Annotated in this window: 26 protein-coding genes; 16 read left to right on the top strand and 10 right to left on the bottom strand. The window is 74.1% G+C overall.

Going from position 1 to position 23,844, the window contains the following annotated elements; genetic code table 11:
- Nucleotides 1–125: 125 nt before the first annotated feature.
- The 6 genes from ACFUVW_RS08425 (at nucleotide 126) to ACFUVW_RS08400 (ending at nucleotide 6,087) form a co-directional block, all read left to right on the top strand.
- Nucleotides 126–1,046, top strand: coding sequence for a carbohydrate ABC transporter permease (locus tag ACFUVW_RS08425; RefSeq protein WP_430570877.1), 921 nt, complete (start codon nucleotides 126–128; stop codon nucleotides 1,044–1,046).
- A gap of 14 nt (nucleotides 1,047–1,060) precedes the next feature.
- Complete coding sequence (locus ACFUVW_RS08420) at nucleotides 1,061–2,023, top strand: carbohydrate ABC transporter permease (protein WP_430570876.1); 963 nt, start codon at nucleotides 1,061–1,063, stop codon at nucleotides 2,021–2,023.
- 11 nt (nucleotides 2,024–2,034) lie between these two features.
- Entirely contained in the window at nucleotides 2,035–3,390 is a 1,356-nt protein-coding gene (locus tag ACFUVW_RS08415; protein ID WP_430570875.1) for an ABC transporter substrate-binding protein, read from the top strand.
- Nucleotides 3,391–3,423: 33 nt separating this feature from the next.
- Complete coding sequence (locus ACFUVW_RS08410) at nucleotides 3,424–4,416, top strand: ArsR/SmtB family transcription factor (protein WP_430570874.1); 993 nt, start codon at nucleotides 3,424–3,426, stop codon at nucleotides 4,414–4,416.
- 43 nt (nucleotides 4,417–4,459) lie between these two features.
- Nucleotides 4,460–5,668 carry an MFS transporter gene (locus tag ACFUVW_RS08405; protein ID WP_430570873.1) on the top strand — a complete coding sequence of 403 codons (1,209 nt, stop codon included), beginning with the start codon at nucleotides 4,460–4,462 and terminating at the stop codon, nucleotides 5,666–5,668.
- Between the two features lie 74 nt (nucleotides 5,669–5,742).
- Nucleotides 5,743–6,087: a DUF5808 domain-containing protein gene (locus ACFUVW_RS08400; RefSeq protein ID WP_430570872.1), complete on the top strand. Its 345-nt coding sequence runs from the start codon at nucleotides 5,743–5,745 to the stop codon at nucleotides 6,085–6,087.
- 55 nt (nucleotides 6,088–6,142) lie between these two features.
- Here ACFUVW_RS08400 and ACFUVW_RS08395 read toward each other — a convergent pair whose 3' ends face one another.
- Both ACFUVW_RS08395 and ACFUVW_RS08390 read right to left on the bottom strand, forming a co-directional pair.
- Nucleotides 6,143–6,922 carry a thioesterase family protein gene (locus ACFUVW_RS08395; RefSeq protein ID WP_430570871.1) on the bottom strand — a complete coding sequence of 260 codons (780 nt, stop codon included), beginning with the start codon at nucleotides 6,920–6,922 and terminating at the stop codon, nucleotides 6,143–6,145.
- A gap of 59 nt (nucleotides 6,923–6,981) precedes the next feature.
- Nucleotides 6,982–7,857 (bottom strand): helix-turn-helix domain-containing protein, encoded by an 876-nt coding sequence (locus ACFUVW_RS08390; protein ID WP_430570870.1) that lies wholly within the window; start codon nucleotides 7,855–7,857, stop codon nucleotides 6,982–6,984.
- Nucleotides 7,858–7,969: 112 nt separating this feature from the next.
- Here ACFUVW_RS08390 and ACFUVW_RS08385 point away from each other — a divergent pair, with 112 nt between their 5' ends.
- Entirely contained in the window at nucleotides 7,970–9,241 is a 1,272-nt protein-coding gene (locus ACFUVW_RS08385; protein WP_430570869.1) for a multidrug effflux MFS transporter, read from the top strand.
- 37 nt (nucleotides 9,242–9,278) lie between these two features.
- On the top strand, nucleotides 9,279–10,301 hold the full coding sequence (locus ACFUVW_RS08380) for a zinc-dependent alcohol dehydrogenase family protein (RefSeq protein ID WP_430570868.1): 1,023 nt from the start codon (nucleotides 9,279–9,281) through the stop codon (nucleotides 10,299–10,301).
- Nucleotides 10,302–10,304: 3 nt separating this feature from the next.
- On the opposite strand, the gene ACFUVW_RS08375 is transcribed toward ACFUVW_RS08380, so the two are convergent.
- The 5 genes from ACFUVW_RS08375 to ACFUVW_RS08355 form a co-directional block, all read right to left on the bottom strand.
- Nucleotides 10,305–10,946 (bottom strand): LysE family translocator, encoded by a 642-nt coding sequence (locus ACFUVW_RS08375; RefSeq protein ID WP_430570867.1) that lies wholly within the window; start codon nucleotides 10,944–10,946, stop codon nucleotides 10,305–10,307.
- Between the two features lie 4 nt (nucleotides 10,947–10,950).
- Entirely contained in the window at nucleotides 10,951–12,126 is a 1,176-nt protein-coding gene (locus ACFUVW_RS08370) for an FAD-dependent oxidoreductase (protein WP_430570866.1), read from the bottom strand.
- Entirely contained in the window at nucleotides 12,116–12,352 is a 237-nt protein-coding gene (locus ACFUVW_RS08365; RefSeq protein WP_430570865.1) for a helix-turn-helix domain-containing protein, read from the bottom strand. Before ACFUVW_RS08365 ends, ACFUVW_RS08370 begins: the two co-directional genes overlap by 11 nt.
- Nucleotides 12,352–12,831, bottom strand: coding sequence for a DUF2975 domain-containing protein (locus ACFUVW_RS08360; RefSeq protein ID WP_430570864.1), 480 nt, complete (start codon nucleotides 12,829–12,831; stop codon nucleotides 12,352–12,354). Before ACFUVW_RS08360 ends, ACFUVW_RS08365 begins: the two co-directional genes overlap by 1 nt.
- Before the next feature lie 86 nt (nucleotides 12,832–12,917).
- Nucleotides 12,918–13,583, bottom strand: coding sequence for a hypothetical protein (locus ACFUVW_RS08355; RefSeq protein ID WP_430570863.1), 666 nt, complete (start codon nucleotides 13,581–13,583; stop codon nucleotides 12,918–12,920).
- Between the two features lie 84 nt (nucleotides 13,584–13,667).
- On the opposite strand from ACFUVW_RS08355, the gene ACFUVW_RS08350 reads away from it, so the two are divergent.
- Nucleotides 13,668–14,879 (top strand): low temperature requirement protein A, encoded by a 1,212-nt coding sequence (locus ACFUVW_RS08350; RefSeq protein ID WP_430570878.1) that lies wholly within the window; start codon nucleotides 13,668–13,670, stop codon nucleotides 14,877–14,879.
- Here the strand turns inward: ACFUVW_RS08350 and ACFUVW_RS08345 are convergent.
- Together ACFUVW_RS08345 and ACFUVW_RS08340 are read right to left on the bottom strand one after the other, a co-directional pair.
- The gene (locus ACFUVW_RS08345; RefSeq protein ID WP_430570862.1) at nucleotides 14,818–15,666 is read right to left on the bottom strand and encodes an alpha/beta fold hydrolase; all 849 of its coding nucleotides are present in this window, start codon (nucleotides 15,664–15,666) and stop codon (nucleotides 14,818–14,820) included. The two genes, ACFUVW_RS08350 and ACFUVW_RS08345, sit on opposite strands and share 62 nt — an antisense overlap.
- 28 nt (nucleotides 15,667–15,694) lie before the next feature.
- Entirely contained in the window at nucleotides 15,695–16,588 is an 894-nt protein-coding gene (locus ACFUVW_RS08340) for a CPBP family intramembrane glutamic endopeptidase (RefSeq protein WP_430570861.1), read from the bottom strand.
- A 157-nt stretch (nucleotides 16,589–16,745) separates the two neighbouring features.
- On the opposite strand from ACFUVW_RS08340, the gene ACFUVW_RS08335 reads away from it, so the two are divergent.
- The gene (locus ACFUVW_RS08335; RefSeq protein ID WP_430570860.1) at nucleotides 16,746–17,345 is read left to right on the top strand and encodes a sugar O-acetyltransferase; all 600 of its coding nucleotides are present in this window, start codon (nucleotides 16,746–16,748) and stop codon (nucleotides 17,343–17,345) included.
- Nucleotides 17,338–18,636 carry an MFS transporter gene (locus ACFUVW_RS08330; RefSeq protein WP_430570859.1) on the top strand — a complete coding sequence of 433 codons (1,299 nt, stop codon included), beginning with the start codon at nucleotides 17,338–17,340 and terminating at the stop codon, nucleotides 18,634–18,636. Before ACFUVW_RS08335 ends, ACFUVW_RS08330 begins: the two co-directional genes overlap by 8 nt.
- Here the strand turns inward: ACFUVW_RS08330 and ACFUVW_RS08325 are convergent.
- Nucleotides 18,590–19,021, bottom strand: a complete 432-nt coding sequence (locus ACFUVW_RS08325; protein WP_430570858.1) for a VOC family protein — start codon at nucleotides 19,019–19,021, stop codon at nucleotides 18,590–18,592. The genes ACFUVW_RS08330 and ACFUVW_RS08325 overlap by 47 nt on opposite strands.
- Before the next feature lie 70 nt (nucleotides 19,022–19,091).
- Here ACFUVW_RS08325 and ACFUVW_RS08320 point away from each other — a divergent pair, with 70 nt between their 5' ends.
- The 5 genes from ACFUVW_RS08320 to ACFUVW_RS08300 form a co-directional block, all read left to right on the top strand.
- Nucleotides 19,092–20,147, top strand: a complete 1,056-nt coding sequence (locus ACFUVW_RS08320; protein ID WP_430570857.1) for a YdcF family protein — start codon at nucleotides 19,092–19,094, stop codon at nucleotides 20,145–20,147.
- A 119-nt stretch (nucleotides 20,148–20,266) separates the two neighbouring features.
- On the top strand, nucleotides 20,267–20,413 hold the full coding sequence (locus ACFUVW_RS08315) for a hypothetical protein (protein WP_430570856.1): 147 nt from the start codon (nucleotides 20,267–20,269) through the stop codon (nucleotides 20,411–20,413).
- Nucleotides 20,413–20,637: a hypothetical protein gene (locus ACFUVW_RS08310; protein ID WP_430570855.1), complete on the top strand. Its 225-nt coding sequence runs from the start codon at nucleotides 20,413–20,415 to the stop codon at nucleotides 20,635–20,637. Before ACFUVW_RS08315 ends, ACFUVW_RS08310 begins: the two co-directional genes overlap by 1 nt.
- A gap of 60 nt (nucleotides 20,638–20,697) precedes the next feature.
- Nucleotides 20,698–22,467 carry an adenylate/guanylate cyclase domain-containing protein gene (locus tag ACFUVW_RS08305; RefSeq protein WP_430570854.1) on the top strand — a complete coding sequence of 590 codons (1,770 nt, stop codon included), beginning with the start codon at nucleotides 20,698–20,700 and terminating at the stop codon, nucleotides 22,465–22,467.
- The coding region (locus tag ACFUVW_RS08300; RefSeq protein WP_430570853.1) for a mechanosensitive ion channel domain-containing protein at nucleotides 22,464–23,844 on the top strand (1,381 nt) is incomplete at its 3' end. The genes ACFUVW_RS08305 and ACFUVW_RS08300, both read left to right, overlap by 4 nt.

Below are 23,844 nucleotides of genomic sequence, written 5' to 3'. Positions count from 1 at the left end.
TTTGCGGGTTTTTGGGGCGCCGCCCCGCGCGCTTCTCCCCCCCCCCCGCGGCCGGGCGTCCTCGACCCCGCGGGGCCGCACCGCACTGTCCGAGCACTGCTTGCAACGACGCAAGGAGGAACCTGATGGCTGCACCGCCCGCACCACCCCTACCGACCGCCCGACGGGGACGGTCGGGCCGCCGGGACGACACCCGGCTCGCCCTGCTCTTCATCCTGCCGGCCAGCATCGGCCTGGTCGTCTTCTACTTCTGGCCGCTGGTCCGCGGCATCTGGCTGAGCTTCACGTCCTGGGACCTGCTCAGCCCGGCCGAGTTCGTGGGCCTCGAGAACTACCGCGAGATGGTGGCCGACCCGGTGTTCTGGAACGCCGTCCGGGTCACGCTGCTCTACGTCGTCATCAACATCGGTCTGCAGACCGTCGTCGCCCTGGTGATCGCGGTGCTGATGCAACGGCTCAGCCGGTCGACGCTGCTGCGCTCGCTGGTGCTCGCCCCGTACCTGGTCTCGAACGTGGTCGCGGCCCTGGTCTTCCTGTGGATCCTCGACTTCCAGCTGGGGATCGGCAACCAGCTCCTCGAGTGGGTGGGGCTGGAGCGCATCGGGTTCTTCACCTCCGAGGCCTGGGCCATCCCCACCATCGCGATGGTGAACGTCTGGCGCCACATGGGCTACACGGCGCTGCTCATCTTCGCGGGCCTGCAGGCCATCCCGCCGACCACCTACGAGGCGGCGCGGGTCGACGGCGCGTCGGAGGTGCGCACGTTCTTCGGCATCACGCTGCCGCTGCTGCGCCCGATCCTCGGCCTGGTGCTGATCATCTCGGTGATCGGCTCGTTCCAGGTGTTCGACACCGTCGCGGTCACCACGAACGGCGGCCCCGTGGACGCCAGCCGCGTGCTGCAGCTCTACATCTACGACAAGGCGTTCGGGCAGTTCGACTTCGGCTACGCGTCGGCGCTGAGCGTGGCCATGCTGCTGATCCTGGTGGTCGTCACCTTCTTCCAGTACCGCATGACGCGGGCCGGCCAGACGGACCTCAACTAGGAAGGGCGGCGACCATGACCGAGACCGCGACGGCACCTGCCGCACCCACGACCGTCCCCGCGCCCGACACCGACCGCGCGGCGCCCCCACACCGCCGTCGACGCCGGGCCACCGCCGGCCGCGTGCTGGCCTGGGCGGTGATGATCATCGTCCTGCTCGTCACCCTGTTCCCCTTCTACTGGATGCTGCGCACCGCGCTGTCCAGCAACGGGGCCCTGTACGCCAACTCGACGTCCCTGCTGCCGGTCGACTTCAGCTGGGGCGGGTTCGAGCGCGTCTTCGGGCTGCAGTCCACGGAGGAGGCCATCGCCCAGGGTGGCTCCGGGGCCTCCATCGACTTCTGGCTCTACCTGCGCAACTCCGTCGTGGTGGCCACCGTCGTCACGGCGTGCCAGGTGTTCTTCTCCGCGATGGCCGCGTACGCGTTCTCGCGGCTGCGCTGGCGGTGGCGCAACGCCGTGTTCGCCGTCTTCCTGCTGTCGTTGATGGTGCCGGTGATCTTCACCCTGCTGCCGAACTTCGTGCTGGTCCGGGAGCTCGGTCTGATCGACACGCTGCTCGGCATCATGCTGCCGGGGCTGTTCATGACGCCGTTCGCGATCTTCTTCCTGCGGCAGTTCTTCATGAACGTCTCCACCGAGGTCGAGGAGGCCGCGCTGATCGACGGCGCCAGCAAGGTCCGGGTGTTCTTCTCGATCATCATCCCGATGTCCGTGGGGCCGATCGCGACCATCGCGATCCTCACGTACATCGGGTCGTGGAACGACTACTTCTGGCCGTTGATGGTCTCGTACACCGACGAGTCGCGCGTGCTCACCGTGGCACTGGGGAACTTCAACGCGCAGACGCCGCAGACGGGGCCGGACTGGGCGGGGCTGATGGCCGCGACCCTCGTGGCCGCGCTGCCGATGATCCTGCTCTTCGTCGTCTTCGCGAGGCGGATCGTCAACTCCATCGGCTTCAGCGGGATCAAGTGAGGAGGCGGACCGTGCACCACGCACGTCGCACGACAGCGACCCTCGCCGCGGCGGTGGCCGCCGGCACCCTCGCCCTGGCGGGCTGCGCCGGGCCCGGCGACGCGGCGGCGGACGACTCCGTCGTCCTGGACTACTGGCTGTGGGACGCGAACCAGCTGCCCGCCTACCAGCGCTGCGCCGACGAGTTCGAGCGGCAGAACCCGGACCTGCAGGTGCGGATCAGCCAGTACGGCTGGAACGACTACTGGCGCAAGCTCACCGCCGGGTTCGTGGCCGGCGCCGGGCCGGACGTGTTCACCGACCACCTCACCCAGTACCCCGGCTTCGCGCAGCGGGGCCTGCTGCTGGACCTGAACGACCTCGAGGCGACGGCCGACGTCGACTACGGCGGGTTCCAGGAGGGGCTGGCGGACCTGTGGGTGGGCCAGGACGGCGCCCAGTACGGCATGCCCAAGGACTTCGACACGGTGGCCCTGTTCTACGACCGGAACGTCGTCACCGAGGCGGGGCTCAGCCCGGAGGACCTCGCGGACCTCGACTGGAACCCCGAGGACGGGGGCACCTTCGAGAAGGTGATCGCACACCTCACCGTGGACGAGAACGGGGTCCGCGGCGACGAGAAGGGCTTCGACCCGGAGAACGTCGCCGTCTACGGTCTGGCGTCGAACGGCTCCGGCGGCATGTCCGGTCAGACGACGTGGTCCTGGCTGGCGGGCGCGACCGGCTGGACGTTCACCGACAAGGACGTGTGGGGCACCGAGTACCACTTCGACGACCCGCGGGTGCAGAAGTCGCTCGAGTGGCTGTTCGGTCTCGTCGACAAGGGCTACATGGCCCCGTACGAGGAGGTCGGCACCGAGCCGAACCCGCAGCAGGCCCTCGGCTCGGGCCGCGCCGCGATCTCCGCGAACGGGTCCTGGATGCTCGGCACCTACGCCAACCTGGAGGGCGTGGACCTGGGCATCGCGCCCCCGCCCAGCGGGCCCGTCGGGCACCCGGTGTCGATGTACAACGGCCTCGCCGACTCGATCAGCGCCCAGTCCCCGGACCCCGAGGAGGCGGCCCGGTGGGTGGAGTTCCTCGGCTCCGACGACTGCCAGCGCATCGTGGGCGAGGCCGGGGTGGTCCTCCCCGCCCGGCCCGCGGGCACGGAGGCGGCGGTCGAGGCCTTCCAGGACCGGGGCCTGGACGCCTCCGTCTTCACGGACATGGTGGGGAAGAAGCAGACCCTCTTCTTCCCCGTGACCGAGGAGTTCGGGGCGATCGACGCCCTCATGACGCCGATGATGGACGAGATCTACATCGGCGACCGCGACGTCTCCACGCTCACGGAGGTGAACGAGCGGGTCAACGCCCTGCTGGAGTGAGGCCGGGCGGAGCTCCGCGGCTACGGTGACGTCGTGCCTCGTACCGGCGGTGACCGCACCGTGGAGTTCCGCCTCGCCCCCGACGACGTCTCGGCGATCCGGTTCGGCGTCTCGCCCGGCCACGAGTTGGCGCACGCCGTCCGGGTGCTCGCCCAGCCGGCGTACCACCCGCTGCAGTGGGGGTGGCTCCGTGCGGCGCGGGGGCGCGCGCCGGCCCGCGCGCTCGGGCTGCTGACCCTGCTGGTCGGCGCGGACGGGTACCTGCCGGACTTCCTCACCTCCACCCCCGGCTGGGACCTCGGGCCGGACGAGGAGCTCGAGCGCCTGCGGGAGGCCGACCTCGGGCCCCTGCGGGTCGACCTGCTCAAGCGCGTCGACCGCACCGACGGCGCGGACCGGCGGCTCCTGCAGGCGCTCGCCGACGACCCGGCGCACGCCCGCGGCCTCGCCGTCGACGCGTGGCGGCAGGTGTGGGACGCGGTGCTCGCGCCGTCGTGGCCGCAGCTCGAGCGGATCCTGCGTGCCGACATCGGCGCGCGCTCCCGCCGGGTCACGACGCACGGCCTGGGCACGATGGTCGACACCCTGCACGAGGCCGTGACCTGGGCCCCCGACGCCGTGCACGTGCGTCTGCGGCTGCACGGCGAGGTGCTCGACTGCGCGGGCAGCGGCCTGGTGCTGGTGCCGTCGGTGATGGCGCCCCGCTGCTCGGTCGTCACCGAGCCGCCCGCACAGCCCACGCTGTTCTACCCGGCCCTCGGGATCTCCGAGCGCTGGGCCGACGACGCGCCCGACACGTCCGGGGCGCTCGCGGACCTGCTCGGGGCGGGGCGGGCGGGCGTGCTGCTCGCGCTGCGCGGGCCGCTGTCCACGAGCGAGGTCGCCGCGGCCGGCGGGCTCGCCGTGTCGACGGCGTCGCACCACCTCGCCCTGCTCCGCGCCGCCCGGCTGGTCGACTCGAGCCGCGACGGCCCGCGCGTGCTGCACGAGCGCACGCCGCTGGGGGAGGCGCTGGTCGGGGGCTGATCGCCCGGGGGGCGAGGCGTGGCCCGCGCGATAGGTTCGCCCGATGCGTCGTCCTGCTCCTCAGCCCTCGTCGTCCGTCGCGCGCGTGCCGGGGTTCCGGCCGCTGCTCGCGATGTCGGCGCTGGGCTTCTCGGGGTACGCGCTGCTGCTGCCGGCGGCGCCGCTGTGGGCGGTGCGTGGCGGCGCGAGCGAGGGCGGCGCCGGCCTCGTCAACGCGGTGCTCATGCTCGCCACCGTCCTCACGCAGACCACCGTGCCGTGGCTGCTGCGGAAGGTGGGCTGGCGGCTCACGATGACGGTGGGCGTGGTGCTGCTCGGCGCGCCGTCGCTGCTGTTCATGGCCACGGACCAGCTCGGGTGGCTGCTCGGGCTCTCGGCCGTGCGCGGCATGGGGTTCGCCGTGCTCACGGTGTGCGGGTCGAGCGCCGTGGCCGCCCTCGTGGACGGCCCGCGGCACGGCCGTGCCATCGGGCTGTACGGGCTGTCGATCGCCTTCCCGCAGCTGGTGCTGGTCCCGAGCGCCGCGTGGATCGCGGAGTCTCTCGACTTCGGCGTGGTCTTCGCGCTCGGCGCGCTGCCCGTGCTCGCGGCGCCCTTCGCCGCGCTGCTCGGGCGGCGGCTCGACGCCCTCGACGCCGAGACGGGCGACGACGTCGCCCCGACCGGTCGTGCCGTCGACGACCAGGGGCCCGGTCGCGGCCGCGTCCTGCTCGCGCTGGTCATGCCGTCTCTCGTGCTCCTGGCGGTGACGACGCCGGGCGGCGCCCTGCTGACGTTCGCGCCGCAGTTCGCCGGGGGAGCGGGCGCGGCGGTGGCAGGGCTGCTCGGCTTCACGGCTGCGACGGCGCTGTCCCGGTGGGGCGTGGGCGGCCTCGCCGACCGGTTCGGGCCACGCGTCTTCCTCGCGCCGCTGCTCGCCTTCTGCGCCGCCGGGCTGGCGGTCTGCGCCTGGGCGATCGCCGACGGCGGCCCCCGACCCGCGCTCCTCGTGCTGGGGATGACGATGGTCGGAGTCTCCTACGGCTGCCTGCAGAACCTCACCCTCGTCGCCGCGTTCGCGGCCGTGCCCGCCCGGCAGCACAGCACCGCCAGCGCCGTGTGGAACATCGGGTTCGACGCCGGCACGGGGCTCGGGTCGCTCGTCGTCGGCTTCATCGCCGCGGGCACCTCCTTCTCCGTGGGGCTGCTCACCACCGCCGCGGTGTGCGTCGTGGCGGCCGTCGCCGTCCTTCTCACCCGGCCCCCGCGCTGACCTGGGCGACCGTGCGGCGCCCGCCTGGTGCACGATGGGTGGGGGGCACCGACACGCGACGAGCGGAGGCCGAGATGGGCACGAAGCAGGAGATGCAGCACGGGAAGCCGGGGCGCGGCCGGAAGCGGGGGCCGGGGCTGTTCCAGCTGATCATGGTCGGCCTGGTCGTCGCGGCCGTCACCAAGGAGCTGCAGAAGGACAAGGAGGACCGCACCTGGCACGGCACCGTCGCCGGGTTCGTCCCCTACGAGTTCCGCGTCCCCACGGTCGAGCGGTTCAAGGAGCGGGTCTGGGACCCGGAGGGCGAGCACCTGCTGAGCCCGCACGTATTCGGCGTGGGCTGGACCGTCAACCTCGGGCGCATCGTCGAGCTCGTGCGCCGCAAGGTCGACGACGCACGCGAGGACGCCCCGGCCTGACGATCCGCGGACACCTGTTGCCGACGTCGTCCCACGCCGGACGACCCGTCCGTGGTCACGGCGCGTCGAAGGCGCGGACCACGAGCCCCTGCGCGAGCGCGCCGAACGGGCCGCGCTCGTCGTGCAGCACGCTGGACGTGAGGCCGGCGCCGGTCGCGCCGAAGACGACGGTCGTGTCGAGGCCCAGCCACCCGCCCTCGGGCGCGCGGTGCAGGTGCGCCGAGAGGTCGACGTTGGGGAAGGCGACGCGGCGCGGGTCGGCGCGCACCGTCATCCCGTTCGCGAGGTCGAACAGCCCGACGGTGCGGGCGAGGCCGCTCACGTCCTCGTCCTCGACGAGCTCGTGGCCCGTGCGGACCCAGACGTGCCCGCGGCCCGGCTCCGCGAGGGCGCGGCGCACCTCGATCGACTCGACGAACCCGCCCGGCCAGTCCGTCGCGGGGTCCCAGGCCGGGGTCGCGTCGGGCCCGGGCAGCTGGGCGGGCGCACCCCCGGCGAGCGGGGTCGTGTCGCCGACGCCGGTGAGCCAGGCACGCAGCGTCACCACCGTGCGCCCGCCGCAGGCCACGGACGCCTCGACGAGCTCGACGCCGCGCCCGGGCCTCAGCACGCGCACGTCGGCGGCCATCTCCTCGAGGCGGTACGGGCCCCAGATGTCGAACGTCAGACGCGTCGCGGCCAGGTCGTCGCGGCCCCGCTTCTCCCGGTCCGCCTCCACCAGGTGGGTGAGCAGCCCGAGCGTGGGCGCCACGTGCTGCTCGTCGGTCTTCCAGGCGCCCCCGACATGCTCGGTGGGCTGGAACGTCGTCGCGCCGGTGCGGCGGAAGTAGGCCATGTCCGTCCTCGGGGGGGTCCGTCCTTCGTGGAGAGACGGCCATCCTGCCAGGACGGCGGTCACCCCGCCGCGACCTCGGCGCCCCAGGACGCCAGCAGGCGCAGGCGCTCGGCCGACGGCGAGCCGGGCTCCGCGGTGTACACGAGCAGCACCTGGCCGGGCTCGGCGGTGATGGCGAGCTCCTCGAAGGCGAGGGTCAGCTCGCCCACGACGGGGTGGCGGAAGCGCTTGGTGCCCGTGCCGTGGATGCGGACGTCGTGCGCGGCCCAGAGCGTGCGGAAGGTCTCGCTGCGGGTGGACAGCTCGCCCACCAGGTCCTGGAAGGCCTTGTCGTGGGGGTTGCGGCCGGCCTCCGCGCGCATCACGCCCACGCACATCTGCGCGAAGAGATCCCAGTCGGGGTAGAAGTCCCGGGCCGCCGGGTCCAGGAACTGGAAGCGGGCCAGGTTGGGCGTGCGCCCGCCGTCGCCGATGACGGGGGCGTAGAACGCGCGGCCCAGTGCGTTGGTCGCGAGCAGGTTCTGGCGCGGGTCGCGGACGAACGCGACGGCGTCGGTGATCGCCTCCAGCGCCCACTGCAGGCTCGGGCGTGGCTCCGCGGGCCGGGTGGCGCGGCCGCGCGAGCGCCCCGACGTCGGGATGCCGTCGGCCGCCCGCGCGAGGTCGAGGAGGTGCGCGCGCTCGGCGTCGTCCAGCCGCAGGGCGCGGGAGACGGCGTCGAGCACCGAGGCGGAGGCGCCGGCGATCGCGCCCCGCTCGAGCTTCGCGTAGTACTCGACGCTCACGCCGGCCAGCATCGCGACCTCGCTGCGCCGTAGGCCGGGCACCCGGCGGTTCGAGCCCCCGGGCAGGCCGGCCTCGTCGGGGGTGACCTTGGCGCGTCGCGACATGAGGAACTCGCGCACCTCGGCCCGGGTGTCGCTCCTGTGGTCCATGCGGCCAGGCTAGGCACGGTCGCGGCCCGACGGCGGCCGTGAGGGGTGTACTGGCGGTACACGGTTCGTCAGGGACTCCCGCGGCGAGGCCACGGGACGGACGCTGGGTGACATGCCCGCTCCTGCCCTGCCCGCCACGGTCGCGCCCGCGCCGCACCGGTTCGCCCGGGTGCTGCCCGCGCTGCTGCTCCTGCTCACGGTCTTCGGCCCGATCTCGATGGACCTGTACCTGCCGGCGCTGCCCGCCCTGACGGCGGACCTCGGGGCGGCGACGTCGGTCGCCCAGCTCACCGTCACGGCCTGCCTCGTGGGGCTCGCCGTCGGGCAGCTGGTCGCCGGCCCGCTGTCCGACCGGTTCGGGCGGCGCGGCGTCCTGCTGGTCGGCGTCGTCGCGTACGTCGCGACGTCGACGCTGTGCGCGGTCAGCCCCACCGTCGAGCTGCTGATCGGCGCCCGCTTCGTGCAGGGCCTCGCGGGCGGCGTGGGCATCGTCATCGCGCAGGCCGCGGGCCGCGACGTCTACGACGGCGGCGCCCTGATCCGCTTCTACGGCCGCCTGACCGTGGTGGGCGGGCTCGCCGCGATCGTCGGGCCCCTGCTGGGCGGGCAGCTGAACACCGTCACCGACTGGCGCGGCCTCTTCGTCGTCCTCGCCGCCGCGGGCGCGACGATCCTCGTCGTGGCGCTCGTCGCGTTCCCCGAGACGCTGCCCGCCGACCGTCGCACCGTCGGCGGCTTCGCCCAGACGGGTCGGGACTTCCGCGTCCTGCTGTCCGACCGGGTCTTCGTCGGCGCGATCCTGCACCAGGGGTTCATGTACGCGGCGCTGTTCGCGTACCTGTCGGGCGCGACGTTCGTGCTGCAGGGCATCTACGGCCTGTCCCCGCAGGGGTACGCGCTGGCGTTCGGGCTCAACTCCGCCGGCTTCATGGTCTGCGGGTTCCTCGCGGGCCGTGCCGCCGAGCGCTGGAGCGTGCCCGGCACCCTCGCGATCGGCACCGGTCTCGCGGGGCTCGGGGCCGTCGGGCTGCTCGTGTCCGGGCTGACGACGACGCCGCTGGGGGTCGTGATCGTGTCGCTGCTGGCGCTGGCGAGCGGCGTGGCCACGACCTCCCCGCCCGCGACGACGCTCGCCCTCGTCGGCTACCCGCGGCTCGCGGGCACGGCGTCGTCCCTGCTCGGCATGGTCCGCTTCGGCTTCGGCGGCGTGGCCGCCCCGCTGGTCGGGCTCGCCGGCGCCGCGACGATCCTGCCCCTGGGCCTCGTCACCGTCGTGGCCGTCGCGCTCGCCGCCGTCGCCTTCCTCGTGCTGGCCGGGCGCTCCCGTGCCGCCGCGCCCACCGTCCTCCGTGTCGACCTCGACGCGGACCCCGTCCACTCCTGAACCTCGCACCGACCACCGCAACGAACGGAGCATCATCATGCGTGGAGTCGTCCTGGAAGCCGCCGGCACCGTCACGGTCGCCGAGCGGGAGAACCCGACCATCGTCGAGCCGACGGACGCGATCGTCCGCCTCGCCGCAACCTGCATCTGCGGGTCCGACCTGTGGCCCTACCGGGGCCTCGAGCCCGCGGACCACCTGCCCATGGGCCACGAGTACGTCGGCGTCGTCGAGGAGGTCGGCGACGCGGTCCGGAACGTCAAGGTCGGCGACTTCGTCGTCGGGTCCTTCGTCATCTCCGACAACACCTGCGAGATCTGCCGGGCCGGCTACCAGTCGAAGTGCGTCCACGCGCAGTTCGTGCACGGCACCATCGGCACCCAGGCGGAGCTCGCGCGCATCCCCTTGGCCGACGGCACGCTCGTCGCGACGCCCGGCACCCCCGACCCCGACCTGATCCCGTCGCTCCTCGCGGTCTCCGACGTGCTCGGCACCGGGTGGTTCGCCGCCGTGGCCGCCGAGGCCGGGCCCGGCAAGACCGTCGCGGTGGTGGGCGACGGCGCCGTCGGCCTCATGGGCGTGCTCGCCGCCAAGGAGCTCGGCGCGGAGCGCATCATCGCGATGTCGCGCCACGCCGACCGGCAGGCCCTTGCCCGGCAGTTCGGCGCCACGGACATCGTCGAAGAGCGCGGGGACGACGGCGTGGCGCGCATCAAGGAGCTGACGGGCGGCCTCGGCGCGCACTCGGTGATCGAGGCCGTCGGCACGCAGGAGGCGATGACGCAGGCCATGCGCGCCACCCGCCCGGGCGGGCACGTCGGGTTCGTCGGCGTCTCCCACGACGTGACGATCCCGGGTGAGGAGCTGTTCTTCTCCGAGATCCACCTGCACGGCGGGCCGGCGCCCGTGCGCCGCTTCCTGCCCGAGCTGATCCAGCTCGTCTGGGACCGGAAGATCGACCCGGGCCAGGTCTTCGACCTCACCCTGCCCCTCGACCAGGCGGCGGAGGGCTACCGCGCCATGGACGAGCGGCGCGCCACCAAGGTGCTGCTCACCGTCTGACGGTCAGGCCTTCGCCGGTGTCAGCACCAGCGTGCCGGCGAGGCCGAGCATCATCCCGCCGCCGGTGGCGCGGACGGCGGACAGCCGGCGCGGCGACCGCGCGAACCACGCGCGCGCCGTGCCGGCGAGGACCGCCCAGGTGCCGTCGAGCACCAGCGCGATGAGCGTGAACACCAGACCGAGCACGAGCATCTGCAGCGGCACGGCCCCGGCGTTGAAGTCGACGAACTGGGGCAGCGCGGCGACGAAGAACACGATCGTCTTGGGGTTGGTCGCGCCGACGACGAATCCCTGCCGCAGCGTGGTCCCCGGCGACGCGGGGCGCGCCCGGGGGGCGACCGCGACGTCCGTGCCCTCGCGCCGGTGGCGGATCGCCTGGATCCCCAGGTACCCGAGGTAGGCGGCCCCCAGCAGCTTGACCACCGTGAACAGCGCGACCGACTGCGCCACGACCGAGCCGACGCCCAGCGCCACCGCGGTGATCGGCACCAGCGACCCCAGCTCGTTGCCGACCACGCTCAACAGGCCGCCCCGGCGACCGAGCGACAGCGACCGCCCGACCACGAACAGCACGCTCGGACCCGGGATCGCGATCAGCACGACCGAGGCGAGGGCGAAGGCGAGGAGCGAGTCCAGCGGCGGCACAGGCTCAACCTAGCCCCGCGCGCTCCGGCGTGGCGAGGACGTTCCGCCTGCCCTCGCCGGGCAGGGGGAGCGGGTCCGGGAACGACCCGTGCCCGAACAGGATGCGCCGGGCCGCCGCCCGGCCCGGCGGCGTGCGCACCGCGGCCACCCCGGCGGCGGCGACGCCGGGGGTGCGCACCAGCGACAGGCCCCGGCGCATGGTGAGCCGGCCGCGGAACCGGGCGCGCAGCGCGGCGCCGTCGTACCGCGCGAGCTCGCGCCGGTCGCCGGTGCGCAGGGCGCGGTCGAGGACGTCGGCCGCGTGCGCGGACAGGCGCAGGCACGGGTCGAGCCCGCCCGCCGTGAGGGGCGAGACGGCGCCCGCGGCGTCGCCCACGAGCAGGCCGCGGGGCCCCGCGATGCGGCGCAGCAGCCCGCCGACGGGGATGGGGCCGGCGCGGCGCTCGACGGCGTCCGGCACGGGCACGCCCGCGAGGCCGGGCGCCGCGGCGGCGAAGCGCCGCAGCGCGTCGCGCAGGCCGTGCGGGTACCGGTCGGGATAACCGGCGACGCCCACGTGCGCGTGCTGCCCGTCGTCGAGCACCCAGGCGAGGTAGCCGGGCGCGAGGCGCGGGTCGAGCACGCAGTGGAAGGCGGGCACGACGCCGGATCGTCGCGGCACGGCGAAGACCTCCTCCGCCCCGACCAGCAGCTCCCGGTTGCGGTCGAGGCCCAGCTCGCGCGCGACGGCGGACCGGGCGCCGTCGGCCCCGACGACGAACGTCGCGCGCGCCTCGACCGGGCCGCCGGGGCCGTGCAGCAGGTGCACGTCGCCGTGCGTGCCGAGGTACCGGGTGCCGAGCTCGAGCCGCACGCCCGCGGCCCTGGCGCGGGCGGCCAGCTCCAGGTACAGCGCGGCCATGTCGCCCACGCGGAACTCGTCGTGCCGGCTGTCGAGGGTGACCGGGTCCCGGTGCGACGGCGGGTACAGCACCATCCGGCGGACCGGCGGCCCCAGGTGCTCGGGCGGCAGGTCGAAGTCCTCCAGCGTGCGGCGCACGAAGATGCCCGTGGTCCGCACGGTGGTGTCGAGGCGGGTGCGCCGGTCGGCGAGGACGACGTCGTGACCGCTGCGCGCGAGCTCGGTCGCCGTCCACAGCCCGGCCAGCCCCGCCCCGACGACGAGCACGTCAGCCCGCATCGTGCGCACCCCCGTCGACAGCGTCGTCGACCCACTCCAGCAGGTCGCCCGGCTGGCAGCCGAGCACGCGGCACATGGCCTCGAGCGTGGCGAAGCGGACGGCCTTCGCGCGCCCGTTCTTGAGCACGGCGACGTTGGCGGGCGTGAGCCCTACGCGCTCGGCGAACTCCCCGACGCTCATCTTGCGCCGGGCGAGCTCCACGTCGAGGCGGACGACGATCGGCATCAGATCACCCCGTCGAGGTCGGTGCGCAGGTCCGTGGCCTGCCGCAGCAGCGCGCGCAGCACCACCATGAGCAGGCCCACGGCCGCCCCCACGAGCAGCACCCCGAGGAGCAGCGCGGCCAGCCCGGCGAGCCCCTCGGCGGCGACGAGCAGCGCGAACGCGACGAGCACGAGCAGCCACGCGCCGGCGACGGCGGCCACGATGCCGTTGACCCAGACCATCGCGTGGTCGGAGAAGATCCGGTCGTCGCGCACCATCGTCAGCAGCCGCCAGGTGCACACGATGACCACCTCGACGCAGAGCAGGCCGACGACGGCGAGCACGAGGAGCGGCCAGCGCAGGGGAGCGAGGTCGGGCTGCTCGTCCGCCATCCGCGCGAACGCGGCGGGCAGCACGGCGGCCTGGGTGACGACGAGGGCGGCGAAGACGACGACGAGCAGGCCGCGGAGCGGACCGACGAGGCGCTGGGTACGGGACATGCGGACGAGGGTGGCGCGCTCACCTATCGAAAGTCAATAGATATCGATCGCTTCGCAGCGCCTTCGCAGAACCTCCTCGCGGGCCGCTACTCCTCGCCCTCGAACAGCCCGCCGTCGAGCAGCCAGTGGTAGCGCAGGCGCAGCGCGCGCTCGGTGCTGGCCAGGGCGGCGGCCACCACGAGCCCGACGTTGAGGGCTGCGGGCAGCCGGACCGGCGAGGTGAACGTGCCGAACCGCTCGGCGACCGGCGGGATCTGGGAGATCTGCTCGACGATCTGCGGCACGCCGAGCACCAGCGCGACCGCGAGCACGACCCACGAGACGACGCCGATCCCGTGGCTCAGGCCCGGGCGGTCGCGCTCCAGGCGGGCCCGCCGGCCCTCGGCCGAGGCGGGATCGGGCTCGAGCTGGCGCTCGCGGCCGTCCGGGGTCACGTAGTGGCAGCGGCGCAGCCCGTAGCTGCTGGTGTCCACCTGGACGGCGCCGCCGGTGACGGGGAACTCTGCCGGGAGCCTCGACGTCGCGACGTGCACGCCGTCGCGGTAGAGCCGCGCCCGCACGTCGCCGTCGTCGGAGTCCCCCCAGAGCCGCACGTCGACCGACCACCGCTCGGGGGCTCCGCCGTCGCCCACGAGGTCCAGGTGGAAGAGAGCGCGCGACAGGGGCTGCCACCACCGGAAGCGCTGCAGGGCGTGCCCGTCCCCGGGCCTGATCCGTCGCGCGGCGCGCCGGCGTCTGCGGTCCGAGAACATCCCCGGCAGCGTAGCCGCGGCCCGGCGCCGCACCAGGACGCCTCGCCGCGAGCCCGCGCCGGGTGCACGATGACTCGCGTGAGCATGCCCGACACGCCCCCGCGGTCGCGCCTGGTGCGCATGACCGCCCGCGACCCGCAGGAGCCCGGCCGCACCGCGAGCCCGCTGGAGCTGTTCTTCGACCTGGTGTTCGTGGTCGCGGTGAGCGTCGCGTCGGTGCAGCTGCACCATGCGCTCACGGAGGGGCACGTCGGGAGCGGCCTGGCGTCCTACGGGATGGTGTTCTTCGCGATCTGGTGGGCGTGGATGAACTTCACCTGGTTCGCCACGTCGTTCGACACCGACGACTGGCTCTACCGGGTGCTGACGATCGTGCAGATGTCCGGCGTGCTCGTGCTGGCCGCGGGGATCGAGGGGGTGTTCGTCGACGGCGACTTCACCGTCGTCGTCGCCGGCTACGTCCTGATGCGGGTGGCGATGATCGCGCAGTGGCTGCGCGCGTCGGGCACGTCCGGGCCCACCCGCGGCGCCACGCGCGCCTATGCCGCGGGGATCGCCGTCGTCCAGGTCTGCTGGCTGGCGTTCCTCGCGGTGCCTCCCGGGGCGCAGGGGATCGTGTGGATGGTGCTCGCCGCGGCCGAGCTGGCCGTCCCGGTGGTGGCCGAGAGCCGCGGGCGCACCCCGTGGCACCCGCACCACGTCACCGAGCGGTACGGCCTGTTCACGCTGATCCTGCTCGGCGAGAGCCTGCTCGCGTCGTCGAACGCGATCATCGAGGCACTGCACGACGAGCAGGACCTCGGGTCGCTGATCTCCGTCGCCGTGCTGACCGTCGTCGTGACCGCCGCGCTGTGGTGGGTCTACTTCTGGCCGCCGCACCACCACGCCCTCGACGGAAGGCTGAGCCGGTCGCTGCGCTACGGCTACGTGCACTACTTCGTCTTCGCCGCCGCGGGCGCGTTCTCCGCGGGCATCGAGGTGGAGATCGACGCGCTCACCGGGCACACCGCGCTGTCCGACGTGGGGGCGTCGTTCACCGTCACGGTGCCCATCGCCCTCTTCGTCCTGGGCATCTGGTGGATCGCGATCCGCGACCACGCAGACCGCGTCGTCAACCTGGCGCTCCCGGCGGGCGCCGTGCTGGTCCTGCTGGACCCGGTGATCCCGGTGCCCGTCACCCTCACCGCGGTGATCATGGTGGCGATCGTCGTGGTGCTGGTGCGGCACCCGCCGCTCAGCGAGCCGCGAGCTCCGCGAGCACGTCGGCGGCCGGAGCGGGGCGCACCAACCAGCTGAGGTGGCTCGATGCCAGCGTCCGCACGACGTACGGGTTGCCGGGGGTCAGCGCGTCACCTTCGCGGATCAGCCGGTCCTGCATCGCGAGCGGCATGCTGGCGTCCTCGCTCAGCCGCACGTAGGCGCGGGGCAGCGTGCCCCAGGTCGCGGCCTGCGCCCGGTCGTCGGGGGTGCCCGCGTCGAGGTTCTCGTCGGGCTGGAAGGTGTTGAGGAAGGCGCGGAACTCGTCGTCGGTGCCGTCGGCGAGGAACGCGGCCTTGAGGCCCGCGAGCACGTCCGGGTCGGCGGTGCGGAAGTTGCACCGCAGCAGGCCGACGTCGGCCGGGTTCGCCGCCGCGGCGCCGGCGACCGCCGTCGCGTCGAACGTCGCCATCTCCGGCTCGGCGTAGTAGTCGCCCACGTCGAGGTCCACCGGCGCCCAGGCGGACACGTACACGAGGCGGTCGACGAGGTCGGGGCGGGCGTTCGCGACCGCGGTCACGGTGACGCCGCCGCGGCTGTGGCCGACGAGGACCACGGGCCCGTGCTCCTTCGCGCGCTCGAGCACGGCGATCACGTGCGCGGCGTTGTCCGCGAGGGTCACGCCCTTGATCGCGCCCGGCGCCGTCGCGAGCCCGGGGAGGTCCTGCGGCGCCTGGTACTCGAGCGGGTACGTCGCCGCGAAACCGTGGCCGGGCAGGTCGACGGCGAGCGAACGGAGGCCGCGCAGGGCGAGCTCCGCCTGCAGCGGCGCGAACGAGAACGAGTTGGCGAAGGCGCCGTGGACCAGCACGACCGTGGGGGACATGCCGGCGAACCTAGCGGAGGGAAGGGCGTCAGGCGGCCGCCGGCCGGGGCGTGTCGCGGCCGGTCGGCCGCACGTTCACGGCGCGGGCGAGGAACAGGGTGATCAGCCCGAGCGCGATGAAGAGGAGGTTCGTCGGGCCGGCCAGGGCGAGCAGGGGGCTCGTCGGCGCCACGGTCGACGTCTCGTCGATCCCACCGGTGGCGAGGAACATCATCGGGTCGAAGAGCCCGTGCAGCAGGATCGGCCACACCAGGTTCCCGGTGACGCGCAGGGTCAGGTACATCGCGACGCCGAACCCGAAGGTGAACACGACGGTGAGGGCGACCGTGGCGGGAGCCATCCCGGACAGCGCGTTCGAGGAGTGCAGGAACGCGAAGATCACGGACGACACGATCATCACGACCCACTCCGACGACCCGCCCCGGCGCAGCAGGCCCACGACGACGCCACGGCACAGCACCTCCTCGACGAACCCGACGAGCAGCCCGGCGAACAGCGTGGTCGCGACGACGCCGGCCGCGTACGCGCCGTAGTCGACGCCGAGGGCGCGCAGCAGCACGGGTGCCAGGACGAGCGCGGGAGCCACCCACATCCAGCCCCGGCCCGCGGGCTGCGGCCCGAAAATCACCGGGAACCACCGTAGCGACGCGACGAAGACGACGAGCACGACGGCGCCGACGAGCAGCGGCAGCGCGAGGGCGACGAAGACTCCGGCGGGAGTGGCGAAGAGGTCGTCCGGGTCCACCGCGTGCGCGAACCACGCGCCCACCACCAGGCTTCCGCCGAGGTACAGCGCCAGGTACACGGCGGCTGCGAGCACCGCGCGCCCGACGCCGCCGCGCTCCCAGAAGTCCTGCCAGGGCGCGGCGGGTCCCGGCGTGCCGCCGTCGTCGATGCCGCCCGTTGCGTCGATGCCGCCCATGCCCGTCCTCACCTCTCGAACCACCGGGGCGGACGCCCCTGCGGGAAAAGTAGGCGGCGGGTGCGCCCCGCGCGCGCGGACGCCGCAACCTCACCCGCGCGCGGGCCTGACGGTGACGATGTGTACGGTCGTACACAAGCCCGATACCCTCGTCGCCATGACCACGGACCACTTCGCCGGCGACCCGCGCACGAACCACGAGCGGATGCTCGCGGGCGACCTGTACATCGCGGACGACCCGGAGATCGAGCGCCGCGCCCTGCGGGCCGCGCGGCTCCAGGACGAGTACGCGCGCACCGCGCCCCACGACCCGGCGGGCGCGCGCCCGGTGCTCGAGGAGCTGCTCGGCTCCCTGGGCGAGGGCGCCGCGATCCGGCCGCCGCTGTTCGTCGACTACGGCGAGAACCTGCACGTGGGGCCGCGCACGTTCGTCAACTACCACCTCACCGCGCTGGACGTGGCGCCGATCGTCATCGGTGCGGACTGCCAGATCGGCCCGAACGTGCAGCTCCTCACCCCGACCCACCCCGTGGAGCCCACCCCGCGGCGCGACAAGCTCGAGGCCGCGAAGCCCATCACCCTTGGCGACAACGTGTGGCTGGGCGGCGGGGTCGTCGTGTGCCCCGGCGTCACGATCGGCGACAACTCCGTGATCGGCGCCGGCTCGGTCGTCACGCGCGACGTCCCCGCGAACGTGGTCGCGGTGGGCAACCCCGCCCGCGTGGTGCGCAGCATCGCGGAGCAGACGGGTGCGTGACCGTCCGGCGCGGCCGGCCCCGCCCGACCGCGGTCGAATCGATACGAGAATCGTGGATACGATCGACCGCGTGCCCGACCAGCTCCGCCGTCGCCTGTCGCTGTTCTCGCTGACGCTGCTCGTGGGGCTCGGCATGTCGTCGTGGATCACCCGCACGCCCGACGTCCGGGACGCGCTCGGCGCGTCGACCGCGGGGATGGGGCTGGTTCTCTTCGGGCTGTCCGTCGGCTCGATGACGGGCGTGCTGTCGGCGGGCCCGATCGTGCGCCGCCGGGGCGCACGCCCGGTGATCCTGGTCGGCTCCCTGCTGGTGGTGGCGGGCGTCGCGATCATCGGCCTGGCCGCGTCCGCGGGCCTCGCGGCGGGGGCGTTCGCGGGCCTGCTGCTCGTCGGGCTGGGCGGCGGGCTCGGCGAGATCGGCCTCAACATCGAGGGCGCGGCCCTCGAGGTCGAGTCGGGGCGCCCGGTGCTGCCCGCGCTGCACGGCAGCTTCAGCCTGGGCACCGTCGTCGGGGCCCTGGTGGGCATCGCACTCACGGCGCTCGACTTCCCCGTCGTGTGGCACCTGCTCGCGATGGCGGCCGTCATGGCCGCGCTCGTGGCCTGGGCGACGCCGGGTATCCCGGCGGCCACCGGCCGCGAGGAGGCCCGCGAGGCGCGCGAGGCCGGCGCCCCGCGCGAGCGCCGGCCCAGCGTGTGGCGGGACGGGCGCCTGGTGCTCATCGGCGTCGTCGTGCTCGCGATGGCGTTCGCCGAGGGCGCCGCGAACGACTGGCTGCCCCTGCTCATGGTCGACGGCCACGGCATGTCGGCCACGCACGGCTCGTTGGTCTACGCCGGCTTCGCCGCGGCGATGACGGTGGGCCGGTTCAGCGGCGGACCGGTGGTCGAGCGGTTCGGCCGCGCCGCGGTGCTGTCCGTCAGCGCGCTGTGCGCCATCGCCGGCATCCTCGCCGTGGTGTTCGCACCGAGCCCGGTCGTGGCGGGCGTCGCGGTCGCGCTGTGGGGCCTGGGCGCGTCGCTCGGGTTCCCCGTGGCGATCTCGGCGGCGGGCGACGACCCGGAGCGCGGCGCCGGGCGGGTCAGCGCCGTCGCCACGAGCGGCTACCTCGCGTTCCTCGTGGGCCCGCCGCTGCTCGGCTTCCTCGGGGAGCACCTGGGGCTGCGCCTCGCGATGCTCGCCGTCGTCGTGCTGCTCGTCGTGGCCGTCTTCGCGGCCCGCGCGGCGACGCCGCGCCCGCGGGTCACGCCTCCCGCGCCGCCAGCAGAGTCGCGTGCTCGGAGTCGCTGAGCAGGATGCAGAACTCGTTGCCCTCCGGGTCGGCGAGCACCACCCAGCCGCCCAGGCCGTCCGGGCGGCGGAGGTCGGCCACCTGCGTGGCGCCGAGACCGAGCAGGCGCTCGACCTCCTCGGCCTGCGTCCGGTCCGTGGGGCGCAGGTCGAGGTGCCCCCGGTTCTTCACGGTCTTGGGCTCGGGCACCTCGATGAACAGCAGGCGCCCGTGGCTCTCGGCGGGCGCGTCGTGCCCGGCGGGCGGCACGATCATGCACTCCTCGTGGCCGGGCAGGTTGGGGTCGCCCGGCACGTCGACGTAGCCGAGCACCTGCTTCCACCACTCGGACTGGGCGTAGGCGTCGCGGCAGTCGAACGTCGTGTGCGAGATGCGTGAGGTCATCCCCGCATCCGACCACGACGCGCCACGCGCACCCAGGTTTTATCGCCGCGCGCCCACCTATCCTGCGGGCGTGAGTGCCGAGGTCAATGCCACCGTCTGGTCCGTCGTCGGCTCGGCGGTGATCTGCGGCCTCTGGGCGACCTGGCTGGCGCACTCGCTGCGGGTGGACCGCCGCCGGCTGCGCAACGGGTTCCTCGCCCTCGCCGTCGTCTACACGGGGGTGGGCGTGCTGGGGCAGCTCGTGGCGCTGGTCCCCGGCGGCACGACCGCCATGGGCTGGGTCACGTTCGTCCTGTTCGGCGTCCTCGGCCTGGGCCTGATGGCACTGCCCGTGGTGCTCGTCGCCAACGGGCTCACGATGGTGCGCCGCGAGCGCCGCAGCCTCGGCAACCTGCTGTCCCTGCTGGTGGGCCTGGCCATGCTGGCCGCGCCCTTCGTCGTCGCGGCGCCGCTGGTGCTGGAGGCGTCCTGGGCGTGGGGCCTCGTCGCGGGCCTGCTGCTGGGCACGGCCTGGCTCGGGTTCGTGTTCCTCGGCTTCGTGACCCAGACGCTCCTGTACCGCCGGTACGCGGCCCGGGTGCCCGCGCACGGCGTCATCGTGCTGGGCTCCAAGGTGGTGGGCGGCCGGGTGCCGCCCCTGCTCGCGGCGCGCCTCGCCGTGGGGCGGGACGCCGCGCAGCGTCTGGGGTCCGGCGGCGTCCCGGTGCCGGTCGTCCCGTCCGGCGGCCAGGGCGCGGACGAGGACCGGCCGGAGGGCGTCGCGATGGGGGAGTGGCTGGTCGAGCACGGCGTGCCGGCCGACCGCGTGCTGGTCGAGGACCGGGCGCGCACCACCCGCGAGAACCTCACCCTCGGCGTCGCCGTCCTGCGGGCGCATGGCACCGAAGGGCCGTACCTCGTCGCGACGAACAACTACCACGCGCCGCGCGCCGCCATGGAGGCGATGGACCTCGGCCTCGACGTGCACGCGGTGGGCGCCCCGACCGCGGGCTACTTCTTCCCCAGCGCGTACCTGCGCGAGTTCGTCGCGGTGTTGCGCCGCCGCCCCGCGGTGCACGTCGTGGCGGCGTCGGGCATCGCCCTCGTGGTGGTCCTGGTGACCCTGGTCGCGCTCGCCGGGCTGTAGCGCGAGGACCCGGGGCGGTCCTCGTACCGTTTCGACGCGCACGATCGCCCCGGGCATCGCAGACTGGCGTGACCGCAGCACTGTCACATCGGTCGACTCGGGCACCGGGGGGGAAGTCCGTGAGCACTCAGACCGTCCGACCCGTCGCGCCCGACGACGACGGCGTCTCGCCGCCCGCCCGGCAGGCGCCCGACGCCGCGCCGGCCGGCGCCGCGCCGCGCCGTCGTCGCCGGTTGCGCGTCGAGATCCAGACAAGCTGCTCGTGATGCTGCTCGGCATCGCGCTGGTCACGGCCCTGGTCGTGGGCTGGATCGGCTACCGGTCGGGCAGCGCCGCGCTGGAGCGCGCCTCCGAGCAGCAGGTGACGCAGATCCGCGAGAGCCGCGCGCGCGAGGTCGCCTCGTACTTCACGGGGCTGCAGCGCGCCGTCGTGCTCAACTCGCGCACGGCCGAGCGGTCGATGGCGGCCTTCGAGGCCGGCTGGCGCTAGCTGCGGGACGCGCAGGTCTCCGACGCCCAGCGCGAGCAGGTCACCTCGGCGTACTCCGACGTGCTGCTGCCGGAGCTCGCGGACAACACGGGCCAGGAGTTCACCGTCGAGTCGTTCCTGCCCACGACGCCCGCGGCCTGGTACCTCCAGGCGCACTACGTGGACCCCGGGCTCGACTACGACGCCGCCCTCGCCGTCGACGACGCGGGGGACGGCAGCGCCTGGTCCGAGGCGCACGCGCGGTTCCACGACACGCTGCGCGAGATCGTCACGCAGAACGACTTCGAGGACCTGCTGCTCATCGACGCCAACGGCAACGTCGTGTACTCGGCGTACAAGGGGGTGGACCTCGGCACCAACGTGCTGTCGGGCCCGTACGCGGGCGGGTCGCTCGAGTCGACGTTCCGCGAGGCCGTCACGTCGAACGGCGAGGACTTCGTCGGGATCGCCGACTTCGAGCCGTACCAGCCGCTGGCGGAGGCGCCCACCCAGTTCGCGATGTCCCCGATCCAGGACGACGGTCGCACCCTGGGCGTGCTGGCCATCCAGGCGTCGACCGACCGCCTGAACCAGGTGATGACGAGCGACGCGCAGTGGCGCCAGGCGGGGTTCGGCGAGACCGGGGAGACGTACCTGGTGGGGCCGGACGGCCTGATGCGCTCGACGTCCCGCCTCCTCGTGGAGGACCCGGAGGAGTACCTGCAGCGCGTCGTCGCCGCCGGGATGCCGCGCGACGTGGCCGAGACCGTCGTGCGCCTCGAGAACCCGATACTCCGACAGGCGGTGGGCTCGACGGCGATCGAGGCGGCGCTCGACGGCGACACCGGCATCGTGCGCACCACCGGGTACCGCAACAAGGACGTCATCGTCGCGTACGCGCCCGTGGACGTGCCCGGCCTGAACTGGGTGATCGCCGCCGCCGTCGACCCGTCCGAGGTCTTCGCGCCCGTGAGCGACTTCCAGCGCCAGCTCGTGCTCGCCATCGCCGGCATGCTGCTGCTCGCGGCGATCGCGTCGCTCGCGCTGGCCCAGGTGTTCGTGCGGCCGGTCCGGTCGCTCGTCACGGGCGTGCGGGCAGTGTCCGGCGGGGACCTCGACGCGCAGGTGCGGGTGCGCACCAACGACGAGGTGGGCGACCTGTCGGAGGCGTTCAACGAGATGAGCCGCAGCCTGCGCACCAAGCAGGAGCTGCTGGACGCCGAGCAGCGCGAGAAGGACCGCATCCTGCTGAGCCTCATGCCGCCCGACGTCGCGGAGCAGGTCAAGGGCGGCGAGGAGACGATCGCGCAGGACTACCAGGACGTGTCCGTGGTGTTCGCCGACCTCGTGGGCTTCGAGGAGTTCACCGCCGGCATGGACTCGCGGCAGTCGCTGGACCACCTCAACGAGCTGGTGCGGTCGTTCGACGAGGCGGCCGAGCGGACCGGCGTCGAGAAGGTGCGCTCCCTGCGCAACGGGTTCCTCGCGAGCTGCGGCCTCGTGGTGCCCCGGGTGGACCACACGCGCCGGGTCGTCGAGTTCGCCCAGGAGCTGCAGGGGGCGGTCGCGGGCTTCAACGCCCGGCACGACGCGAACCTCGCGCTGCGCGCGGGGGTGAACGTGGGCACGGTGACGAGCGGCATCGTCGGCCGCGCGAGCGTCATGTACGACCTGTGGGGCGACGCCGTCGACCTCGCCTACCGCATGCACGCGCAGGAGCCGGAGCCCGGCATCTACGTCACCGACCTCGTCTACGACACGGTCCGCGGCCAGTTCGACCTCGTCGAGGCGGGCACGATCCGGGGGCCGGACGGCGAGCACCCGGTGTGGCGGCTGGAGGACCGGCCATGACGTCGCTGCTGGCCGAGCCGTGGTTCACCTGGGTCGTCGTGGTGGTGGTCGGCGTCCCGGTCCTGCTGTTCGGGCTCACCCAGGTGCAGGACCTGCTGCGCCGCCGCGGCAGCGCGCTCCTGGGCCCGGTGGCCTTCCTGCGGACCGTCGTCGTGCCCGCGTTCGGCCTGTTCGTGCTGGTGCGGTTCGCGGCCGAGGTGCCGCCCGAGAACGTGTGGGCGCAGGTGCTCGCGACCGTCGCGGCGGTGACCCTGCTGGTGTTCGTGCTGTCCGCGCTGAACGCGATGATGTTCGCCCGCGCGCGCGAGGGCTCCTGGCGGGCGCGGATCCCGTCGATCTTCGTGGAGCTCGCGCGACTCGTCCTCGTCGTGGTCGGCATCGCCGTCGTCCTGTCGTGGGTGTGGGGCGCGGACGTCGGCGGCATGTTCGCCGCGCTCGGCGTCACCGGCATCGTGCTCGGCTTCGCCCTGCAGGGCGCGATCGGGTCGGTCGTGTCCGGGCTGCTCCTGCTCTTCGAGCAGCCGTTCGCGATCGGCGACCACCTCACCGCGGACGGGACGTCGGGCCGGGTGGTCGAGGTGAACTGGCGGTCCGTGCACATCCAGACGGGCTCGGGGGTGCACATCATCCCCAACTCGTCGCTCGGCGGCGCGAGCTTCGTCAACCGCAGCCAGCCGGTGGGGCGCCACGACACGACGGTGGAGGCCTCGTTCGGGGTGGACGACGCGCCCGCCGCGGTGGTGCGCGTGCTGCTCGACGTGGCCCGCGACCTGCCGCTGCTGCGCCCCGGCGCCCGGCCGTCGGTGGCGCTCACCGGGCCGCACGCGTTCACCACCACGCTGCCGCTGCGCAGCGTCGTCGACGCCGGCGAGGCGGCCTCGCAGTTCCGTCTCTGGCTCTGGTACGCGGCGCGGCGGGCGGGGCTCTCGCTCGACGGCGGGGCGCCGGGGGCGGTCGCGGGGGACGACGCGTCGAAGGCCGCGCTGGCCGAGGTGGGGGAGCTGTTCGGCGTCCCGGACGACGTCGCGGCCGCGGCCCACGACCGTGCGCGGGTGGTCGTCTACGGCACCGGCGAGGTGGTGCACCGCGCGGGCGAGAGGTCGCGCGGGCTGTGCTTCGTGCTGGGCGGGCGCCTGCAGCTCGTCACGTCGTCCGACCCGGACGCGCGGGCGGTCGAGGCCCCCGTCGAGCGCGGCGGGTACACGGGCGAGGCGTGCCTCGCCCGGCAGGCCGAGCCGTTCACGGCGCGGGCGCTGGAGGAGACGCGGGCCGTGCTGGTGCCCGCCGAGGTCGCGCGGGAGGTGGCACTGGCCGAGCCCGCCCTGGCGCGGCGCCTCGGCGAGGTGGCCGACGCGCGGCGGCGGCTCGCCCGCGAGC

Origin of the sequence: Isoptericola sp. NPDC057391 (assembly GCF_042668085.1) — a bacterium.
Taxonomy (GTDB): Bacteria; Actinomycetota; Actinomycetes; order Actinomycetales; family Cellulomonadaceae; genus Isoptericola.
This window is presented reverse-complemented; position numbering and strand designations above follow the sequence as displayed.